The sequence below is a fragment of the Clostridium psychrophilum genome (assembly GCF_018861705.1).
In the GTDB taxonomy this organism is placed as follows: domain Bacteria; phylum Bacillota; class Clostridia; order Clostridiales; family Clostridiaceae; genus Clostridium_AD; species Clostridium_AD psychrophilum.
This window is the reverse complement of sequence record NZ_JAHLEC010000017.1, coordinates 21,248-39,956: the sequence shown is the minus strand read 5'-3', so window position 1 is coordinate 39,956 and position 18,709 is coordinate 21,248. Positions and strand designations below refer to the sequence as shown.

Below are 18,709 nucleotides of genomic sequence, written 5' to 3'. Positions count from 1 at the left end.
TTTTCCTACCTTTTCTTATTGTTAACACCCTTTCCAATATATTTTGTAACATAACTTAAGGTGTATTTACAAACCCTCATTTCGAATATAGACCCTATTATAAAAAATATAGGAATTATTGTTATTGCTAATACAATAGCTATACCTACTATATTTATATAGGTTGTAGGAAATATGTGTAGATTAGTGGTTATATAAATAATTGCTAAAAACACTGTTACGTTAATTAACCAACGTTTATATGTAATCCATGGACTTCTTTTAAGAATATGTTTATTGCTATAAAGAATAATATCGTTTGTTCGGTACAATAATGCCACAATTGTGCCCATTAGTACTCCATATATCCCATAGTATTTAACAAATATTAACGATGCAACAATATTAATTGTTGATTCAAATACTGATCTGTATTGAGTTTCTCTAAATCGTCCTGAAACATTTATTGCATTCATACTCGGCGTTCTTGCACAAAGTAATAATTTTAATATTACAAAAAGAACTGGTAACCAAAATTTAATATAATTTATATCCGTTATTCCTGCAGTATATAGTTTCATAAATGGCAAAATGAGAACATACGAAATAGCATATAGTGCAAATACCATCGCCATATAATATAATTCATAGGAATCATATAATTTCATATATTTATTTTTATCTTCATAATAACTTTGTCCAAGAACGAATACAATACCACTGTTTATGTTGCTAATCGCGGTATTTACAATCTCAAACAGCATATTATAAATCACATAAACACTAACTACTTTTAAGCCACAAAATACTGTAAGCACAAGTACATCCGTATTATTAAAAATCAAACCTGATACTTGATGAACCAAAACAGAATTTTTCTGAGATATTGCATCATAGTTTGCCTTAACGCTTAAATTGATCCACTTATAATTTCTCTTAATATAAAACCACATAATAATCATCTGAAGAATACTTATTATAAAATATGAAAGTTGAATTAAAACAATATTATAACCAAGCAACAACAAAGCAATTTTTGCTGCACTGGTTAATAAATTAATAATTGTAGCTACAATAGTTACAACGTACGATTTACCCTCTGCAGTTAAAAGTAATTTAAATTTCCCTTGAAAAAAGAAATTTATAGCTCCGCTCATGCCAGTTAAAAAAATAACAGCAAAAATGGATATTCTACTTATATTTGATGTAATAAATAAAGGATAAATGATTGCGCATAACACGACAGCCACGCAATACCATATGCCAGTCTTCCTATAATATTGCGAAGTGGCCGCAAGTATTCCATTTACTCCATCTTTATCACCTTTTGATATTGGAGAATAGAGTGCTTGAATTGATGCTCCTCCAACTCCAGCTTCTAATAATCCTAAATAAACAACTATTTGTGTAATTGATGACATTAATCCATTTACTTCCGAACCTAAAGTACTAATAAAAAGTCGAGGAATTACTATTCCTAAAGCTATAGTAAGTATTTGACCTCCAATACCAAAAATTATATTATAAAAACTTCGTCTTCCCTTCATAGTTTCTTCCACTTTTTAAGTAACTTGCGAATGACACTTTTTATAAATATAATTTTGAAATGATTATAAGAGGTTTTAAAATTAGTCTTTAAAAAAGATAATAATTTAACATAATCTGATAATTTAACCTTTGAATTTTTCAAATAATATGAAATAGTGACGTTTAATTGTTTAGTTAGCCATTCATTCATTTCATCAGCTTTAAATTTAAATTCTTTTACACCTAGTTCCTTTACTCTTATTTTCTCAAGTAAATTTTCAATTATAAAATCGCAGGTCAAATTATAAGTTATATTATTCCCATGAAGTCTATAAACTAAACCAATGGTATCAACAAATCCAGCATCACCATCAAGTAATGCTCTTAAAAACAGCGTAGTATCATTAAGAATAACCATTTCCTCCAGTTTAACATTATCTAAAGATTTTCTATTAAACATAGTTGCTGAAGCAATTGGTTTTATATACTTTTGATTAAAGTTAAGAAAATATTCTTTATTATTTATCCTCTTTGGGCATTTTAAATCAATGCATTTAATTTTATTATTCTGATAATTGTATATAAAATGACTGGGAGCAACAAATGATAAATTTTCTTCTTTTTCATGTAAATTCACTGCTTTTAAAAAATAGTCTTTGTCTATAAAATAGTCATCATCGTCCATAAAAACAACATAATTGCCATTGCAAAACTCTTTATATGCTCTAAGTCTAGTAAGCCCTGGTCCTTTATTCACATCATTTTTGCTATATACCACAGATGAACAGTTTTCATATTTATCCTTAACCATTTGTTCTGTCCCATCAGTTGAACAATCATCTACAATTATAATTTCAATGTTCTTGTAGCTCTGACTAAAAACACTTTCCACAGCTTGCACTAACATTTCTTTTCTATTATAAGTAGCAATTATTACAGATATAAGTTTATTACTATCTTTTAAAACTATTGTGTCATATTTATTTCTTAAAGCGATAATTCTTTTTCTATTAAAAAATTCATTTAGAAATGATTTTGCTTTCTCATCTATAATTAACCCATTTTCAATATAGAAATCAAGTCCATCTTTTGATAATCCACTTTTAAAATATCTACTTATAATATCATTTAAACTGTTAGTTTGAATATCATTAAATTGTGATGAAATTAAATCAACAATTTCTTTAGCTGTTTCTTTTATGCTACAGTTATCAATATTTAAACTGTAATATAATTCATCAAGTTTTGTATTTGTTTTATTGCTCATCTTCTTTATCTCCTAATCATATTAATATTCTAATTTATCTAATATACTCATCTAATACTGCAAATTGCTCTTCTGCCTTAGAAAAGACATCATTACTTTTGGTCTTATTTTCAGAAATTGTATTTAATATATGTTTTTCATCTAATTTATCAATATCTTTTATATTTGTATATTCATTTACTAAATCTATCTCTTTAAGTGCATTATAAGTTTTGTTACTATATATTAATGGATATATTCCTTGATCAAAAACTTGTGATAGTATGCAAGCATGAAATCTTGTTCCAATTATATTCTCCATAGACTTAAATTTTTCTAAAAATCTTTCTATCCTACCATCATAATTTTCCATATTTACATAATCTATGTATTTTTTTTCTAAATTACTAGTTATTTTTTCTATGATTTTCATATCTCCTTCTCTTTCGCAAAAGGAAAATAAGGTAACTTTAATTTGTCTATTTATCGCTTCTTTTATTATATCAATTACTTTATTAATATATTTTTCCTGATATTCCACCAAATCTTTTCTTTCGCTTAAATCTATTACAGATATGCCTAGAGTTTTTTTTGTTTTTTCTATTTTTTTAGTTTTTAACTGAAAAACTACATCAGGGGCAACTCTAGTATTATCTAAATGTTTAAATAAGTCATATGAATAATTATCTCTAAAACAAATATCTTTACATTTACCAAATAAATTTTTATATTTTTCTATAAATTCTTTAGATTTATATGGGCCAAAATTACACCCTATAAAAAAGATAGCTTTTTCATCAAAAAATCGGAATATTTTTTGCCTATATGTATATGTACTCCTCCAATTTTCTATTTCCATAAATATTGAGCCACCAATAAAAACAACTGCATCATACTTTTTATATGTTAACTTTTCTAATTTAAGTTTTCTAAATACCTTATGACAAAATGTACTTATTATTTTTACATTTTTGTATTTAGCAAAAACATCATTATAACTTTCATCATATACATCCATGGTCCACTCAATGTTATTATATCTTTCAAATAATGTTTTTAAAAAAAGATCATCTCCAAAATTTTTTGCAAAGAATGCAATAACCAGAATCTTTTTCATTTGTCCTCGTTCCTTTCTGTGTATGTATTATATAACTATAAAAATCAAGTGGTAAAGTCCATATTTTGCTAGAATCAAAATAAGCTTATTTCTTCTTTTATATAAATTCAAATTAAAATCATTAAGACAATCGATAATAATTTTGTCTTCACAAATTTGTTTAATTGCATTTATCTTTTCCACTGTTTTTTTAGGATTATCTTTTCTTTTCTCATTTATTATTGACATAAAAAAATACTTTATGATCAATTTATCCACTCTATCCTTAGTTTGTGAATATATATTGTTCTCTATTAAAAATCTTTTTATATATAAAATTATATTTCTATAAAATGAGTTCCAACAGTCCTTTTTATATTTTGTACATAAAGAATTACTGTTAGTGAAATAATGATAATAAAATTTTTCGTTTACAATAGCTTTATTTACATGAATTAGAAATTCTAAATTAAATAAAAAATCTTCTCCTATAATTAATTCATTTTCGAATTTTATATTGTGCTTTTCTATTACCTCTCTTTTGAAAAGTTTGCCACAAGGCCCTCTAAACCCCGCCAAAGTGTGCTCCTTTTCATTATCTTCTCTTTCAATTAATGGAATCAACAAAAAGTTTTTTATATTATTTCCATTTAAAACCTTTTTACTAATGTTAGAATTCATGTATATACTTCCACCATTATTTTCTTTAATATAATTACACATGCAAAATTCTGTATTATTTGGTATTATTAAGTTATAGAGTTCCTCGAGCATATTAGGTTCTACCCAATCATCTGCATCTATAAAAGATATATATTCTCCTGTTGCATATGATAGCCCTATATTTCTAGCTTTTGAAACCCCTTCGTTTTTTTTATGTATTAGCTTAATTCTTTTATCATTTGAGTTATACTCCTTACATATTTTCAAACTATTATCTGTAGATCCATCATCAATTAGAATAATTTCAATATCTTTTAAAGTTTGATTTATCACGCTATCCAAACACCTATTCAAATACTTTTCTGTGTTATATATCGGTATAATAATACTAATCTTATACATAAACTTCCCCTATCAATATGCTTGAATTTTTAATATGCAACTTCTCTAATTTCTACAAATCTGCTTAACTTTATTATATAGTATCAACAATTTTATGGCAAATTTTCGATTTAAGAGTTTGGTTACTCAATAGTTTTTGCATTCAGTTAGTACATGAAAAAAACTACCAAAATATGTTTTAGTAGTTCCATCCTATCTTTATCATTAAGTTTTTTGCCTCTAATCTTTTCCAACCATCAACTTTTCAACTTTTCAACCCAATCTTTACTCAAACAGTTTCCCAACAAGCGTCTTATTTTTACCAAAAAATCACTTATTAATATAATTCTATATTCTTTTTTTATCCCTATAATTTCCTTCTCTTGAAAACCTATAGCTTTAATTATTAATTCTATATCGGCTCCCAATTCTAATAAATTTCTTGCAGCTTCCACTTCACCTTCTATTTTACCTCTTTTTTGTGCAGCTTTCATCATTTTCAACTGTTTTCGAATTTTTACTTGTCTTACTTCATAACTCATTTCTGGATTTTCGTCTTCACTTATTACCGGTGACGAGTCATAAACTCTCGTTATATTTTCATTTTCACTTGCAAGCATTACCACTACTCCCTTCGATTTATAGGCCCAATTTACTCAGCTACCCACTTTGCTAAACCCGCTGTCTAACTTGTATCCTTTTTAGCAACATAAGTATAACCATATCTATATGTATGTTCCAATTTTTTATTTTTAGTAACAATAATTTGTATATAATGATTTAGCTAATTATACATTTTTTATTATATAATATTATTCAAATAATGTATATCTAATATTCTGAAATATTTCATAATATCACTAAATCTTTCAAAATATATTTTTCTTCTGGTATATATTTAGTTCTTCTAGACATAGAAATGCCCCCTTTCTATTAGCAGATATTCATTATATAATCTGTTACTAGAAAGAGAACATATCACTTTTCACCAATTGGGATTTCTTTTATTCTACAACAGTTTCATAGATATATTTTGCCCCATAACACAACCAAACTATTATCAATATTGGAAAAAATATAAAATAGTCTTTCATGATTACACCCCTTAATGTTTTATTATTTATGTACTGTACTTTATATCATAATTAATTTTTTTATATTTTGTTTCTTCATAAATCCCTGATATTTTAACCTCAATTTGCAATTCATAATTTTTTCCTACTTAATTATGTAATTCGATAATAAACAAAAGACTCCTCTAAAAATCGTACCCTATATTTCCTTTTAAAATGACAAAAAAATCACTAAATATGTTTAAGAAGTAATTTTCACATCCTGCCCCCCTACAGAGTTTAAAAAGGACTTCATAATCATCAAAATATTTTTTCATCCATTGTGTTTTTTTAGATTAAGACATATACTATATATATAAGCTTATAAGAAAAAAATCTATTAATCATGAGAGGATGTAATCGTTATGATAGGATTTATGATTATTGCAATTGTATTAATTAGTACGTATATTTTATTAGTTAGCTTAATAAAAGTAGCTGGCAAGTCTATTCCTACAATGCCAAATATTAGCTCTTATGAAGATAAAGCCGTTTAATAGATTTTAAATTTATATATATAGATATATTCCACTCGCTACTCCATGATTTTCTATTCCGAATTATGCAATAAATATGCCGAAAAGATTATTGAAATGATCGCTACAACTTTAATAATTGCGAACCAACAATTAACATTCATTTGCATAGTAACTAAATGAACCAGATACTTGATTATGAACAGTCATTTCCCCTAATCCACACAAAATCAAATAAATCGACGAAAAAACTACCAAAATTATATTTCTATAAATTTCAGTAGTTCTCTCCAACGAATATCGTCAAGTTTTTTTATCTCTATTTTTTTAAAATTTTTCCACTTTTCATCCCAACTTCTTTACCTTTAATCCGCATCAGCTGTCCCATTTTCGCCTAGCTCCGTGTATTACCATAAACTAGTTTGCGGTTGCGACCCTTTTCCACCATATGAAAAGCGATTTTACAACTTTTTTACAATAATATTTTTGATTTGAACTTGTAGGCAAAAAGGACCAGCAGATAATATTTATCCACTGGCCCTATCTCACTAAGCTACTTCAACTATACTAGTATCTGTAGTAACTACTTTGGCATCTTTCTTGCCAATTAAGGCACCACTCGTAGATATGAAAATGTTTTTTGCTATAACTAAATCCATAAGAGCAATAACCTCTACTTCTGTTACAATAGCATCTCCATTTTCATCAGATTTAATGTCATCTACTGTTAAAGTGAAATACTTACCCTCTGTATTTGTTAAAAATCTCATAACTAAATTATGCATATTAATTGTCCTCCTTAAATTATAATTTTTGATTTTAAAATGATATATTGAATCTGCTTAACCTATTGTGTAACTAAACTGATGAACTATTCAGTTACTAAACTGATGAACTATTCAGTTACTAAACTGATGAACTATTCAGTTACTAAGCTAAATTGATCTTGTCTGTCTAGACCGAATAATGGGTAAGTTTTCATGTTAGAGATAGCTTGTCCTATTGCAAATATGTCTGCATCCAATGCAGCAACTTTTAGGTTACCTAATATTTTTGTTGCAAATTTGTCTTTGCCATTGATGTCTACTCCTACCTTCATCGTAAGTTTTAATGCACTTGATACCTTTGTTGATATAACTGCCATGTCAATCACTCCTTTATATTTTGTTTTCACTTAATATATATGACGATGCTATAGTTTGTGCGGTGTATTTTAAATATTTACATAATAGCTCTGAGTTTTTGTAGTGCTTTTCTCTTTATTCTTGCAAATTGATGGTAGCTTTTATCACTATCACATGCTATTTCTCCCATGGAATGTCCCTTGATATAATACCTTTCAAGTATTGAGCGTTCAATATTATTCAGCTTATCAAGAGCAACATATAATTTTTCAACCTCATCATAAGCTATTACTTCGTCTTCTAAAGTGAACTCATAATGCTCAACATTATCAAAATCTAACATATCATTGTTTGGAACTTCTCTAAAATGTTTTATTTCTCCCTTTAAAAGGGCTTTAAAATTCATTCTTATAGAATTTATGCAGTAGCCATTAAAACTATTGCTTCCTAGTTTATACATTGCTATAGATTTCATAACAGATAGGTAACCATGCTGAATTAGATCCTCCAATTCATAACCTGGGATGTGGTATCTTGAAGCTTCCTTGAATATTAGGTATTTAAATTTTTCTAATATAATCTCCGCTGCTCCGCCTTCTTTGTTTTTAGCCTTTTCAATTAAATTTTCCATAATAAAAACACCGCCTTTTACTATTTTATATTAAGCTATTCCAAGTAATTGCTTTTCTAGGGCATCAAAATCATAATCTCGTTGATCATAGTCACAGAAACTACTATTTTTTATATTGCGAGCTTGGTCCCCAACTTGGTTGCTACTAGTTTTAATGGTCCATTGCTTTTGATAGTGGACTACCTGTTCAGTGGTTTTTATACCTTTGCTAATCCAATTATTTAAGATTTTAGAAATATATTTGATGGTCTTTGCATTATAATTAACTGCCTCCTGAATAGCCATGATGATAACATTATTGCTTACAATCGTTGTGAATTCTAATATCTTATCATAAATCAAGGGTGTAATAGCATGTACATTTTCTTCGAATATTTTAATTATATTGCTTATCCCATTAGCAGCAGTAGAATTATTATCATGGTTTAATATTTCTATTACTGCTTCTTCTTTACTTTTTAATTTTTCTTTATTCCTTGTTAATTCTTCTTTCTTACTTCTTATTCTATTACTTGCAACTGGGTTATAAGGGTCTTCTAAACCCCTTGTTAATGGCTTATCAATTGACAATTCACTAGATTCTGTAATTTCTTCGATTTTCTCAACATCATTTTCTAAATTTTTTTTAACCAAGGAACTATCATTATCTTCATCTATAATAAGGTTTCCAAAAAGCTTATCAACATCCAACTGAGCAGCCTTATATTTTTCATATAAAATCTCTATAAATTCTCTATTTTTAATTTTTAGAAGTTCATTATGGATACAAATTATAATATTACTGTTTTTTTTTGGAGCATTGTATTTCATCCAATTCAAAATCATAATCTCCCTTGTGGACTCACAATATAAAATCTTCTTATATTCGCAGAATTTTTTAATTAGTTTATCTACAGTTTCTCTACTTAATCCTGTTTCTATCTCAATAATTTTTTTAGGCAATTCGTATATACCGCACTGTTTCGATTTTGTATTTGTTAAAAGGTACAAATAGAAAAACTTTTCTTCCGAATTAAGTTCAAGGATGAAACCATCACTCCAGAACTCTGTATAAAGCTGTCTATATTTAGCCATTATTATTCCCCCAATGATTTTAATTTTAGTTTTGTAAACACGAGAAGCCAATTATCTACTCTTAACAATTATTATTTATTATGCTTTTGCTTTACTTTTTACTATAGTTAATGGTTTAGGTAAAAAAATATATTCTCTATAATCTAGCTGGTTCTCTGTGCACCATTTCATTATCCCATTAAAAAATTTAATTCCTGGAGTGTAATTTTTAATAAGAACTCGATAAACATGTGCCGCATCCACCCCAATAGCCCTTGCAAGTCTTGTATAACTTTTATTAAATCGTTCATCCATTAGATATTTCAATGCAGATTTATTTAACTCCATTTTGCTTTCCCCCTTTTATTATTACATTATTTATATTTAATTACATTATGTGTAATTAATATATCATACTTATTTATTAAGCACAATACTTTTTTTAGTACTTATGTATATATTTTATATATATTGACTATAAACAATACAAATGGTGTAATCTTCTTATAATAGGTGATTAATCATCTCCTGTGGAGCTGCAACAGCTTCGAAGAAGATGCATTGACAAACTTTGGAAGCAGATTTAGACTGCCACCAAAGCAATTTGCCTAGGCTAGACAACTGCCACTTATAGAAGATGGCAGACTTTAAGCTTCCAAAATGTTGTTAAATGACTGAGTATAGCAATTTTATATAAAAAAAACTATGCCAGTTTATTAACTGATCATAGTTTTTTTATATAGTATATTAATTTAAACTAATTCATATTTAAAATATCTCCCGTTCCAAATATAACATTTATTATATATAATAATAAAACCATCTCAATGTTAAAAGAGTATCTTATAGAAATAGCTTTATATTTAATATGCTTAATGTAATTTGAAAATATTTTTTTTATATTTCCAAATGATCTCCCACTTAATCTATACTCTTTTTTCGTATTATTAAAACCTATAAAATTTGTACCATCGTTGTTATCGCAATCATTATTTTTATTTTCTAAGATGTTTGTTACTAAACTATGCCAATTATCTAACATTTCTATGTCTTCAATATCATTTACAGATATTTCTTGGTTACTTCTATTCTTATATATTATTTTATGAAGTTCAGCATCATGATTCCCATTTTTGTCTTTAGTTATTGTTGACAGATAGATATTATCTAGCGTTGCAAATATTTTCTTTGCCATTGTATTTTTATCATCTCTAGATACATGTCTTTCATAAGATGATTGTGTTTCTCCTATATTACCAATAAAATTATTATGGGAAGTAACAATTTGTTCCTTTAAGCTCTCGATAAAAAGTGCATAATCGTTTTGTGTATATTCCTCATAAGAGCTTGTCTTATCAATTTTTGTTATTACAACCATGCTTTCTTTTGAACCTGAGCTAATAATACTATTTATCGCCTCGGAAAATTTATTATCAACTAGTTCTCCGCCAGTTGATGCTGGAATAAGTACTATCTTACAATTCTTTTCAATATTTGTTATAGAGCAACTTTCCTTTATGTTTTTATGCTCCTGCAGTTCTCTAAACACAACTCCTTTTCTAAACTTTTCAGGTAAACTCTGTTTAACTTTTTCATCACATTTTAAGACTAATATTGCCTGCTGAAAAAGCAACCTAAGTGATACTTTCTCATGGAATTCTTCCACTCGTCGCTTATATCCATTAAATATCTTTACAGGCATAATAGTTTTCTCTAATATGTTCAGCTTTTCTATTAAAAATTCATGGCGTAATCCATAAAAATCAATTATCTCTAATTTTGAATATATTATATCATCAAGAAGTTTAATTAGATTTTCATTTTCTAAGTTATTTCTTATATAGGTTTGAATGTTGTCCTCATTTATAAACTCTAATTGTAAATCTTTTGATATTCTCTGAAAACTTTGAATTAACTTAGTAGTCCCAAATAGATTATAAACTCCTTGTAATAAATCAAGATTAACCTTAATTTTCTTATCATCATTATTCTTTATACCTGCTTTATTGGAATCATCAGTAATATCTTTTCTAATATCAAATTTGTATTCACTATCTATATTTAGTGCTACTAAAACTATATCTCTCATTATATCGCTTCTATTTCTCGCTTTTAAGAAAAGCCTATTCTTTGTATCTTCAAGAATAACTATATCTGTCTGAATTGCATTACTATTTCTTGAAGTCGAAATAATTTTACTTAAGACTTTTTTTCCTTCTTCATCTACAAATTGTTGGCAGAATGTAGTTTTCCCAGACCCGGCTGTTCCTACTAAGTCAATAATAGTAGGCTCTACTTCTTTAAATAATCGTTTATAAAAAGCTATAATATCGTCCTCTTCATTAATCCTACATACCTCTTCCATACTTCCTTTCGACTGTTTATATCTCAATATAAGCCCCCTCGTTTAATGTTATAAATTTAACATAATAATTCATATATAACTTATTTGTTATAATATAGAATATATGTATTATAATACCTTATAGTGGAGCAAAATTCAACAACTATTTTTTATTTGTATATTATTTCTTGATTAAATGGGTTTTATTTTAAAAGTATGCTACCACCAATAGAAACTTCTTACCCCAAGCACTTATTATTCTGTTTCTCATTGGAAAATGATTAGCATCAGGTTTTACTTCTTTGGAATTATCCTTATGTCGTGCTCCCTTAGCCTTAACGACAAAAAACTACTGAAATACATATTTCTATATACTTCAGTAGCTTTCATACCTATCTATGTTTTTTGTTTCTATTCTTTTCTAAGTCTGTTAACCTTTCACTCAAACTTTGCATCTGATAAATACGCATCATATGTTCCGTTTTACCTAGCTTCATTCCGTTATAATCACCTTCTGTTCACATACCCCAGTGGACTTCTGGACGTACAAAAAAAGGATGCCTACTAGACATCCTTTCCATCAATTAAGATTTTTTTTGTTTTACTTGGTGATACCCTCTCACCAATTCATACTTATATTATAACATATCTATGATAAAAGTAAATTCCTTTAACTTTTTCCTATTTTTTGATTTACTGCAAATTAAAATGTTCTCTAACAATAATGCAACAGCAATAAAAGACAACTGGAAGTTGGTTACTTTCCACCCAATATATTCTTTATTATATTGAATTCCAATTCATTTTAAGTCATTAACTAGCTTAATCCAGTATAAAAACTTTAAATACAAAAAACTACCAAAATTATATCTCTATAAATTTCAGTAGTTCCCTTACCCGGCTATCGCCAGTTTTTTGTCTCTATTTTTTTAAAGATTTCTCCACTTTTCATCCCAGCTTCTTAACCTTTAATCCGCATCAAATGTCCCATCTTTGTCTACCCCTTGGTTGAACTTGCTAATACCATATTGCCCCTTGCTACTAACTTTCTAACTTCTTCTTTATTTGTATGACCTTTTCCTCAGAAAGACTTGTAGCTTTGATTATTATATCTATATTAACTCCTAATTTTAATAAATTTGTTGCAACTTCTATAGCTTTTTCATTTATTCCTTCATCCTTAGCACTACTTATCATATTAGCCCTCTCATGAAGTGATCTTTCTCTTGATTTATATAATTCTAATGTTTTTGGATCACTACTTAGATATTCTATTTTCTCTTCTGCTTTTTTAATATCAACATCCATGTCCATCAACTCCTTTAATTCTTCTTTACTTATATCTTCTCTAAAAAAAGATAACCACCTTTGAAGCTTATCTTCTTTTAAGTTCTTATTTTTTAACTTTCTAAACTTCTCCATTTCTATAAAATGAATCTCTACAACATCTGTTAGCATGTAGTCTTTGACTCCATCTTCCCATAAATGGAATGTAGTATGGAATTTATCAGGTATTTTTATATATTCAAAGTCTACTATATTTATAGTTATAACCTTAGTTAGATTCTTGTAATCTTCTCCCTTTTTTATTCCCTCTGAGAACATTTCTCCCCAATACCACATTGTTCTTTTATCCATATTGTGCTGATTTGTTAGCTGTACTTCTATCTCAAGTTGCGTACCATCTTCTGTTTTAGCTCTAACATCTATTATGCCTGTCTTATCTCCGATTAATTCGGGCGTTAATTCTTTATTTTCAACTATTTCGAGTGTTACTAATTTATCTCTATCTTTATTACTTAAAATTGCATTAAGTAGTGCTATTAGATTATCTTTCGTTTCTTCCTCACCGAAAGTCTTCTTAAATATGAAGTCATTTAAAGGCTTTAATCTTTCCATATAATCATTCCTTCCTGTAATCTTATTTTATCAGAAAATTACATTTTATTCTACTCTGCTTTTAAAATATTTATTATAAAAATAAATTTCTTTATCTTTTTTATCTTTTAACTTACTGTAAATTAAAGTGCCCTCTAACACTCCTGTAACAGTGTATTACAATAAAAAAACAACTTGAAGTTACTTTCCACCTAATATATTCTTTATTATATTGAATTTCAATTCATTTTGAGTCATTAACTAGCATAATTCTTTACAAAGACTTTTACTACAAAAAAACTACCGAAATTATATTTCTATAAATTTCAGTAGTTCCTTCCCATGCCTATCGCCATTTTTTTGGTTATGTTTTTCCCCAATTTCTTTATATTTCACCCTAACTTCACATCACTTAATCCTCATCAGATGTCCCATCTTTGCCTAGCTTTCGAATTGCTTGCTCACAAATCCCGAGGACCTTGGTGGACTGGTGGTTAGCCTTGCTAAAAAAACAGTGGAAGTGATTTAGTGTCACCTCCACTGTTTATATAAAGTTCTGTCTTATTTTAAGTTAATGTATATCCACCATCAACTAAAATGGTTTGTCCTGTAATAAATCCACCAGCTTCAGAGCAAAGCATGTTTGCTATACCTTTAAAGTCTTCAGGGAATCCCCATCGTCCTACTGGACATTTTGTAGCAACAACTCTATCCATCATTAATTTTTTCATTGGTGGGTTTGTAGTCATTTTTGAGAAAATAGGACCTGGGGCTATTGCATTTACAGTAATTCCATAAGGAGCTAGTTCAAGTCCAAAGGATCTAGTTACTCCTCTTATCGCATGTTTTGTAATAACATATGGTGACATTCCAGAACGCATTCCTAAATAACCTGCTATAGAAGATACGTTCAAAATTCTTCCTCCATTGCCTTCTTTTATAAAATGTTTCCCAGCTTCTGCGTTAAGTGCTACAACTTGATTTAAATTAATTTGCAAACAGCGTTGATATTCTTCTTCGCTATAATTATCCCCAATAGGATTATGTGACTCAACACCTGCAGCATTTATAAGTATATTAAAATTTCCATATTGTTTTATAACTGCAGGTATTATATTACCTACTTCCTCGGCCTTTGATACATCAACATGTATTGGGAAAAATTTTTGTCCTGTTGCTTCAACAAGTGCTTTTGTTTCTTCATAAGGTGTATTAAAATATGTTCCGGCAATATCTACACCAGCCTCAGCTAGTCCAACTGCAATTGCTTGCCCAATTCCACTGGCTGAACCAGTAACTATAGCTACTTTCCCTTTGATATATAATAGATCGTTTACATTTTTCATATTTTTTCTCCCCTCATTCTTAAGTCTTTATTAATATAATATAGTTATATCATACTGAAAAATCTGTTACTATATATATTATTCCAAATTATGGTATCTTAGTTGTGCGAAATGCACTATAATCAAATTGAGGTGAATTATGAATATTACTTTTAATGGATTGTGTGAATATTTTGCAGGTAAAAGCAAAAATTTTTACTTAAATGAACCCCTGGATATTAATTTTATTGATGCAGAGTTAGTTACAGATAAGAATATAGTTTATTTAAAAAATTATATTTATATAGGAAATACCTCTACCTTCAAAGGAAATATAGGTAGAATCAAAAATGCATGTTTTATTTTAATAAATGATGATTGTACAATACTCGAAAAATATATTAACAATAACTTAAGAATAATTGAGCTAAATGATAATGAAAATATATTGGAAATTTATAATGAGGTAAGAGCATTTTTTCGTAAAGATGTAAGATACAATCAATTTAAAATTTCATTATTAGAAACTTTTCTATCAGGTGAAGGTCTATTAAAAATAATTAGCACTGCTTCAAAATTAATTGGTAATCCTTTAATTGTTATTGACCTAAGTTTTAAAGTATTAGCTAGCTCTGCCATAGAGAATATTACTGATTTATTATGGATGGATAATGTAAAAAAAGGGTACTGCTCTTATGAATTTATTGCCGAATTAAAAAAGTTAAATGCTCTAAAGATAGGAAGAAAAATGGACCGTCCCTTCGAAGTGACCTGTCCTATAAGCCCAATTAAAAAAGTTGTATTTAGAATAGAAGTAAAAGGTAAAACTATAGGGAATATAATATTGCTTCAATGCGAAAAACAAATAGACTTTGATGACTATGATTTGTTGATGTTAATAAGTGAAATAATTTCAAAAGAACTAGGGAAAAAACAGTTTTATAAAAATACTAGTAATGTTCTAAGTGAAGAAATATTACACGATTTATTAGAAAATAACATTGAAAATAAGACAATAATTAAAGAAAGATTAAAAAATTCTTCTCTAGTGTTTAGCACTCATATTTTTGTTTTAGTAATTGATATCACAAATTTTAAGCTTAAACAATCCATATATTCTAGATACTTGAGTCCAAATTTAATGAATCTTTTTCCTATGAGCAGTTCAATTTATTATAATGGAAATATTGTACTAATAAACGATAAAGATAGGTTTGTAGAAAATCAAATTAGAACAGAAAAAATTGAAGCTTTTTTATCAGATAATAATTTAAAAATGGGAATAAGTAATGAATTTTCTTCAATAGAATACTGTAATATTTACTACCATCAAGCAATTACAGCATTAAAAATAGGAAGAATTATTGGAGAAGGAAAATATATTTATCAATATGAAGATATTCAGCCTTACAATTTTATTTATATGGCAAGAGATCATATATTAAAAGAAGATTTTTATAATACTTCAATTTATATATTAAAAAAGTATGATGATAAAAATAGTTCTGAATTATATAAAACACTATATGTATATCTAAAAAACAATCATAGTATGACGAAAGCGGCAGATGAGATGTTTATACATCGAAATACATTAAGATATAGGTTAGAAAAAATTGTAGAATTAATAGGATTAGATTTGGATGAAAATGATAACAGTTTTAAACTATATTATGCATATAAATTGATGGATTTTTATAAGAAACTTATGAATTCTAAAAGAGAATAGGAATAAATAAATTTCTGATTTTTCAGAGATTTATTTATTGTATATATTTTAGATAATAGTTAACTTTTGAGTAGATAGTGCACAACGCACAATGATAATAAATGTTTTTGGATTTTCTTCCATATCATGCAATTTTATGCAATGTTATACTTTAATTAATCTAAAAGAAGCAATAAAATTTTTATAGGGGGAGATACTATAATGAAATATGGAAAGCTTTTCACCAAAGGTAAAATCGGTAATTTAGAAATAAAAAATAGAATAGTAATGCCTGCAATGGGCACAAATTTGGCATCATATACAGGTGAAGCATCAAATGAGATGATTCGTTATTATGAAGAGAGGGCAAAAGGAGGATGTGGGTTAATAATTACAGAAATAACCCGCATAGATGATGAAACAGGCGTAGGAATGCCCAATCAATTAAGTGTAATGAATTTAAAACAAATACCAAGGCTTCAGACCCTAGCTCGTACAATTCATAAATATAACACCAAAATATTTGTTCAATTACAACATCCCGGTAGACAAAATCATGCTATGATGATTGATGGTCGTCAAATAGCTGGTCCAAGTCCTATAATGTCATCAGCTATTGGCGAAATTCCTAGAGAGATGACAATAGAAGAAATTAATGGACTAGTTGTAAAATTTGTAAAAGGTGCTGTTTTCGCACAAATGGCTGGTATAGATGGGGTTGAAATTCATGGTGCTCACGGGTATCTTGTTGCACAGTTTATGAGCCCACAATCAAATCATAGAGAAGATAAATATGGTGGAACTTTTGAAAAAAGAATGAGGTTTATAACTGAAATAATAATGGGTATACGTGCTAAATGTGGTCCTAAGTTCCCTATCTCAGTTAGAATAGATGGAAATGAATTTACTAAAGATGGAATATCACTAGACGAGGCAATTAAGGAAGCAGTTTACCTTGAAAAATTAGGTGTAAATGCTATTAATGTAAGTGCTGGAACATATGAATCCGTTACTACAATAATAGAACCGATTTCATATCCTCAAGGCTGGAAAAGAAATTTAGCTAAAGCTATAAAAGAAGCGGTCAATATACCGGTAATTGCTTGTGATGTAATTAGAAAACCTGATATGGCTGAAACTATATTAAAAGAAGATAATTTAGATTTTGTTGCAGTAGGTAGAGCACAATTAGCTGATCCAGAATGGAGCAATAAAGCTAAAAAAGGCTGCGAGGAAGACATTACCCCTTGCATATCATGTTTGAATTGCATAGAAAGCATTATGAAATGTCAAAACATAGAATGTGCAGTTAACCCAAGGGTTGGACGAGAACTAGAATATTTAGATTTTCAAAAGACCGGTTATGATAGAAATGTTGTAATAATAGGGGGTGGGCCTGCAGGAATGGAAGCTGCAAGGGTTTTAGCCTTGAGAAATTTTGTACCTATAATATTTGAAGAAAAAGGATATTTAGGTGGAAATGTATACTTAGCTACTAAACCTCCACTAAAAGAGAAATTGGATTGGTTCCTTGAGTATCAAAAACTGGCAATTAAGAAATTAGGCGTGGTCGTAAAACTAAATGAAAAAGCAACGCTACAAAAAATAAATGAAATTAATCCTTATGCTGTATTTATTGGATCAGGATCAAACCCTGTAATCCCATCAATTCCAGGAGTCAACAAGAGTTTTGTATATACATCAACTGATATTCTAGAAGAGAAAGTTATATTAGAAAATAAAAATATAGTAATTGCTGGTTCTGGAATGACAGGACTAGAAATAGCTGAACTATTATCTTCTAAAGGAAATAAAGTAACTGTAATAGAAATGGCAGATAAAATTGGTCCTTCAGGATATCTACCTAATGTAATTGATATAAGTATAAGACTTGGTAAAGCTGGAGTAACAATGCTACCTTGTAGCAAACTTACAAATATTAAAGATGGTGAAATAGATATTGAAAACACTAAAGATCAGAAAATTACTACACTAAAAACTGATGTTGTAGTATTATCTTTAGGCGTTAAATCAAATAATGAAATAGTAAGTGAAATAGAAGAACATTATAATATTGTTGAACTATTAGGAGATGTTCGTAAACCAGGCAGGGTAGTAGATGCAGTGTCAAATGGATTTGAAAAAGCATATATGCTTTAGTAAGAT

The 18,709-nt window shown here is 28.2% G+C and carries 16 protein-coding genes; 3 read left to right on the top strand and 13 right to left on the bottom strand.

What is annotated here, in order from left to right; all coding sequences use genetic code 11:
• Window positions 1-5: 5 nt before the first annotated feature.
• From KPL38_RS06035 to KPL38_RS06015, 5 genes are all read right to left on the bottom strand, one after another.
• Entirely contained in the window at window positions 6-1,526 is a 1,521-nt protein-coding gene (locus tag KPL38_RS06035) for a lipopolysaccharide biosynthesis protein (protein ID WP_216288203.1), read from the bottom strand.
• Entirely contained in the window at window positions 1,523-2,773 is a 1,251-nt protein-coding gene (locus tag KPL38_RS06030) for a glycosyltransferase family 2 protein (protein ID WP_216288201.1), read from the bottom strand. The genes KPL38_RS06035 and KPL38_RS06030 overlap by 4 nt, the downstream gene beginning before the upstream one ends.
• A 34-nt stretch (window positions 2,774-2,807) precedes the next feature.
• A complete protein-coding gene (locus KPL38_RS06025) occupies window positions 2,808-3,869 on the bottom strand; it encodes a polysaccharide pyruvyl transferase family protein (protein WP_216288199.1) in 1,062 nt (353 codons plus the stop codon).
• A 27-nt stretch (window positions 3,870-3,896) separates the two neighbouring features.
• The gene (locus tag KPL38_RS06020) at window positions 3,897-4,913 is read right to left on the bottom strand and encodes a glycosyltransferase family 2 protein (RefSeq protein WP_216288198.1); all 1,017 of its coding nucleotides are present in this window, start codon (window positions 4,911-4,913) and stop codon (window positions 3,897-3,899) included.
• A 236-nt stretch (window positions 4,914-5,149) separates the two neighbouring features.
• Window positions 5,150-5,512 carry a hypothetical protein gene (locus tag KPL38_RS06015; RefSeq protein ID WP_216288196.1) on the bottom strand — a complete coding sequence of 121 codons (363 nt, stop codon included), beginning with the start codon at window positions 5,510-5,512 and terminating at the stop codon, window positions 5,150-5,152.
• Window positions 5,513-6,369: 857 nt separating this feature from the next.
• On the opposite strand from KPL38_RS06015, the gene KPL38_RS19970 reads away from it, so the two are divergent.
• Window positions 6,370-6,501, top strand: a complete 132-nt coding sequence (locus KPL38_RS19970; protein ID WP_281419327.1) for a hypothetical protein — start codon at window positions 6,370-6,372, stop codon at window positions 6,499-6,501.
• Between the two features lie 527 nt (window positions 6,502-7,028).
• Here the strand turns inward: KPL38_RS19970 and KPL38_RS06010 are convergent.
• From KPL38_RS06010 to KPL38_RS05975, 8 genes are all read right to left on the bottom strand, one after another.
• On the bottom strand, window positions 7,029-7,265 hold the full coding sequence (locus KPL38_RS06010; protein ID WP_216288194.1) for a DUF2922 domain-containing protein: 237 nt from the start codon (window positions 7,263-7,265) through the stop codon (window positions 7,029-7,031).
• 134 nt (window positions 7,266-7,399) lie between these two features.
• The gene (locus KPL38_RS06005; protein ID WP_216288192.1) at window positions 7,400-7,624 is read right to left on the bottom strand and encodes a DUF1659 domain-containing protein; all 225 of its coding nucleotides are present in this window, start codon (window positions 7,622-7,624) and stop codon (window positions 7,400-7,402) included.
• A gap of 77 nt (window positions 7,625-7,701) precedes the next feature.
• On the bottom strand, window positions 7,702-8,235 hold the full coding sequence (locus KPL38_RS06000) for a sigma-70 family RNA polymerase sigma factor (RefSeq protein WP_216288190.1): 534 nt from the start codon (window positions 8,233-8,235) through the stop codon (window positions 7,702-7,704).
• Window positions 8,236-8,265: 30 nt separating this feature from the next.
• The gene (locus tag KPL38_RS05995) at window positions 8,266-9,309 is read right to left on the bottom strand and encodes a DnaD domain-containing protein (protein ID WP_216288180.1); all 1,044 of its coding nucleotides are present in this window, start codon (window positions 9,307-9,309) and stop codon (window positions 8,266-8,268) included.
• A gap of 78 nt (window positions 9,310-9,387) precedes the next feature.
• Window positions 9,388-9,636: a hypothetical protein gene (locus KPL38_RS05990; protein ID WP_216288174.1), complete on the bottom strand. Its 249-nt coding sequence runs from the start codon at window positions 9,634-9,636 to the stop codon at window positions 9,388-9,390.
• Between the two features lie 409 nt (window positions 9,637-10,045).
• Window positions 10,046-11,680 carry a hypothetical protein gene (locus tag KPL38_RS05985; protein ID WP_216288172.1) on the bottom strand — a complete coding sequence of 545 codons (1,635 nt, stop codon included), beginning with the start codon at window positions 11,678-11,680 and terminating at the stop codon, window positions 10,046-10,048.
• 993 nt (window positions 11,681-12,673) lie between these two features.
• Window positions 12,674-13,531 (bottom strand): Rpn family recombination-promoting nuclease/putative transposase, encoded by an 858-nt coding sequence (locus KPL38_RS05980; RefSeq protein WP_216288170.1) that lies wholly within the window; start codon window positions 13,529-13,531, stop codon window positions 12,674-12,676.
• 545 nt (window positions 13,532-14,076) lie between these two features.
• Window positions 14,077-14,856, bottom strand: a complete 780-nt coding sequence (locus tag KPL38_RS05975) for an SDR family NAD(P)-dependent oxidoreductase (protein WP_216288168.1) — start codon at window positions 14,854-14,856, stop codon at window positions 14,077-14,079.
• A 139-nt stretch (window positions 14,857-14,995) separates the two neighbouring features.
• Between KPL38_RS05975 and KPL38_RS05970 the strand changes: the two genes are divergently transcribed.
• The gene (locus KPL38_RS05970) at window positions 14,996-16,564 is read left to right on the top strand and encodes a PucR family transcriptional regulator (RefSeq protein ID WP_216288166.1); all 1,569 of its coding nucleotides are present in this window, start codon (window positions 14,996-14,998) and stop codon (window positions 16,562-16,564) included.
• A 201-nt stretch (window positions 16,565-16,765) separates the two neighbouring features.
• The gene (locus KPL38_RS05965) at window positions 16,766-18,703 is read left to right on the top strand and encodes an oxidoreductase (RefSeq protein WP_216288164.1); all 1,938 of its coding nucleotides are present in this window, start codon (window positions 16,766-16,768) and stop codon (window positions 18,701-18,703) included.
• The last annotated feature ends 6 nt before the right edge of the window (window positions 18,704-18,709 follow it).

Coding starts and splice junctions, on each gene's coding strand:
- KPL38_RS06035 (WP_216288203.1), bottom strand. CDS start 1,526: ATGAAGGGAAGACGAAGTTTTTATAATATAATTTTTGGTATTGGAGGT.
- KPL38_RS06030 (WP_216288201.1), bottom strand. CDS start 2,773: ATGAGCAATAAAACAAATACAAAACTTGATGAATTATATTACAGTTTA.
- KPL38_RS06025 (WP_216288199.1), bottom strand. CDS start 3,869: ATGAAAAAGATTCTGGTTATTGCATTCTTTGCAAAAAATTTTGGAGAT.
- KPL38_RS06020 (WP_216288198.1), bottom strand. CDS start 4,913: ATGTATAAGATTAGTATTATTATACCGATATATAACACAGAAAAGTAT.
- KPL38_RS06015 (WP_216288196.1), bottom strand. CDS start 5,512: ATGCTTGCAAGTGAAAATGAAAATATAACGAGAGTTTATGACTCGTCA.
- KPL38_RS19970 (WP_281419327.1), top strand. CDS start 6,370: ATGATAGGATTTATGATTATTGCAATTGTATTAATTAGTACGTATATT.
- KPL38_RS06010 (WP_216288194.1), bottom strand. CDS start 7,265: ATGCATAATTTAGTTATGAGATTTTTAACAAATACAGAGGGTAAGTAT.
- KPL38_RS06005 (WP_216288192.1), bottom strand. CDS start 7,624: ATGGCAGTTATATCAACAAAGGTATCAAGTGCATTAAAACTTACGATG.
- KPL38_RS06000 (WP_216288190.1), bottom strand. CDS start 8,235: ATGGAAAATTTAATTGAAAAGGCTAAAAACAAAGAAGGCGGAGCAGCG.
- KPL38_RS05995 (WP_216288180.1), bottom strand. CDS start 9,309: ATGGCTAAATATAGACAGCTTTATACAGAGTTCTGGAGTGATGGTTTC.
- KPL38_RS05990 (WP_216288174.1), bottom strand. CDS start 9,636: ATGGAGTTAAATAAATCTGCATTGAAATATCTAATGGATGAACGATTT.
- KPL38_RS05980 (WP_216288170.1), bottom strand. CDS start 13,531: ATGGAAAGATTAAAGCCTTTAAATGACTTCATATTTAAGAAGACTTTC.
- KPL38_RS05975 (WP_216288168.1), bottom strand. CDS start 14,856: ATGAAAAATGTAAACGATCTATTATATATCAAAGGGAAAGTAGCTATA.
- KPL38_RS05970 (WP_216288166.1), top strand. CDS start 14,996: ATGAATATTACTTTTAATGGATTGTGTGAATATTTTGCAGGTAAAAGC.
- KPL38_RS05965 (WP_216288164.1), top strand. CDS start 16,766: ATGAAATATGGAAAGCTTTTCACCAAAGGTAAAATCGGTAATTTAGAA.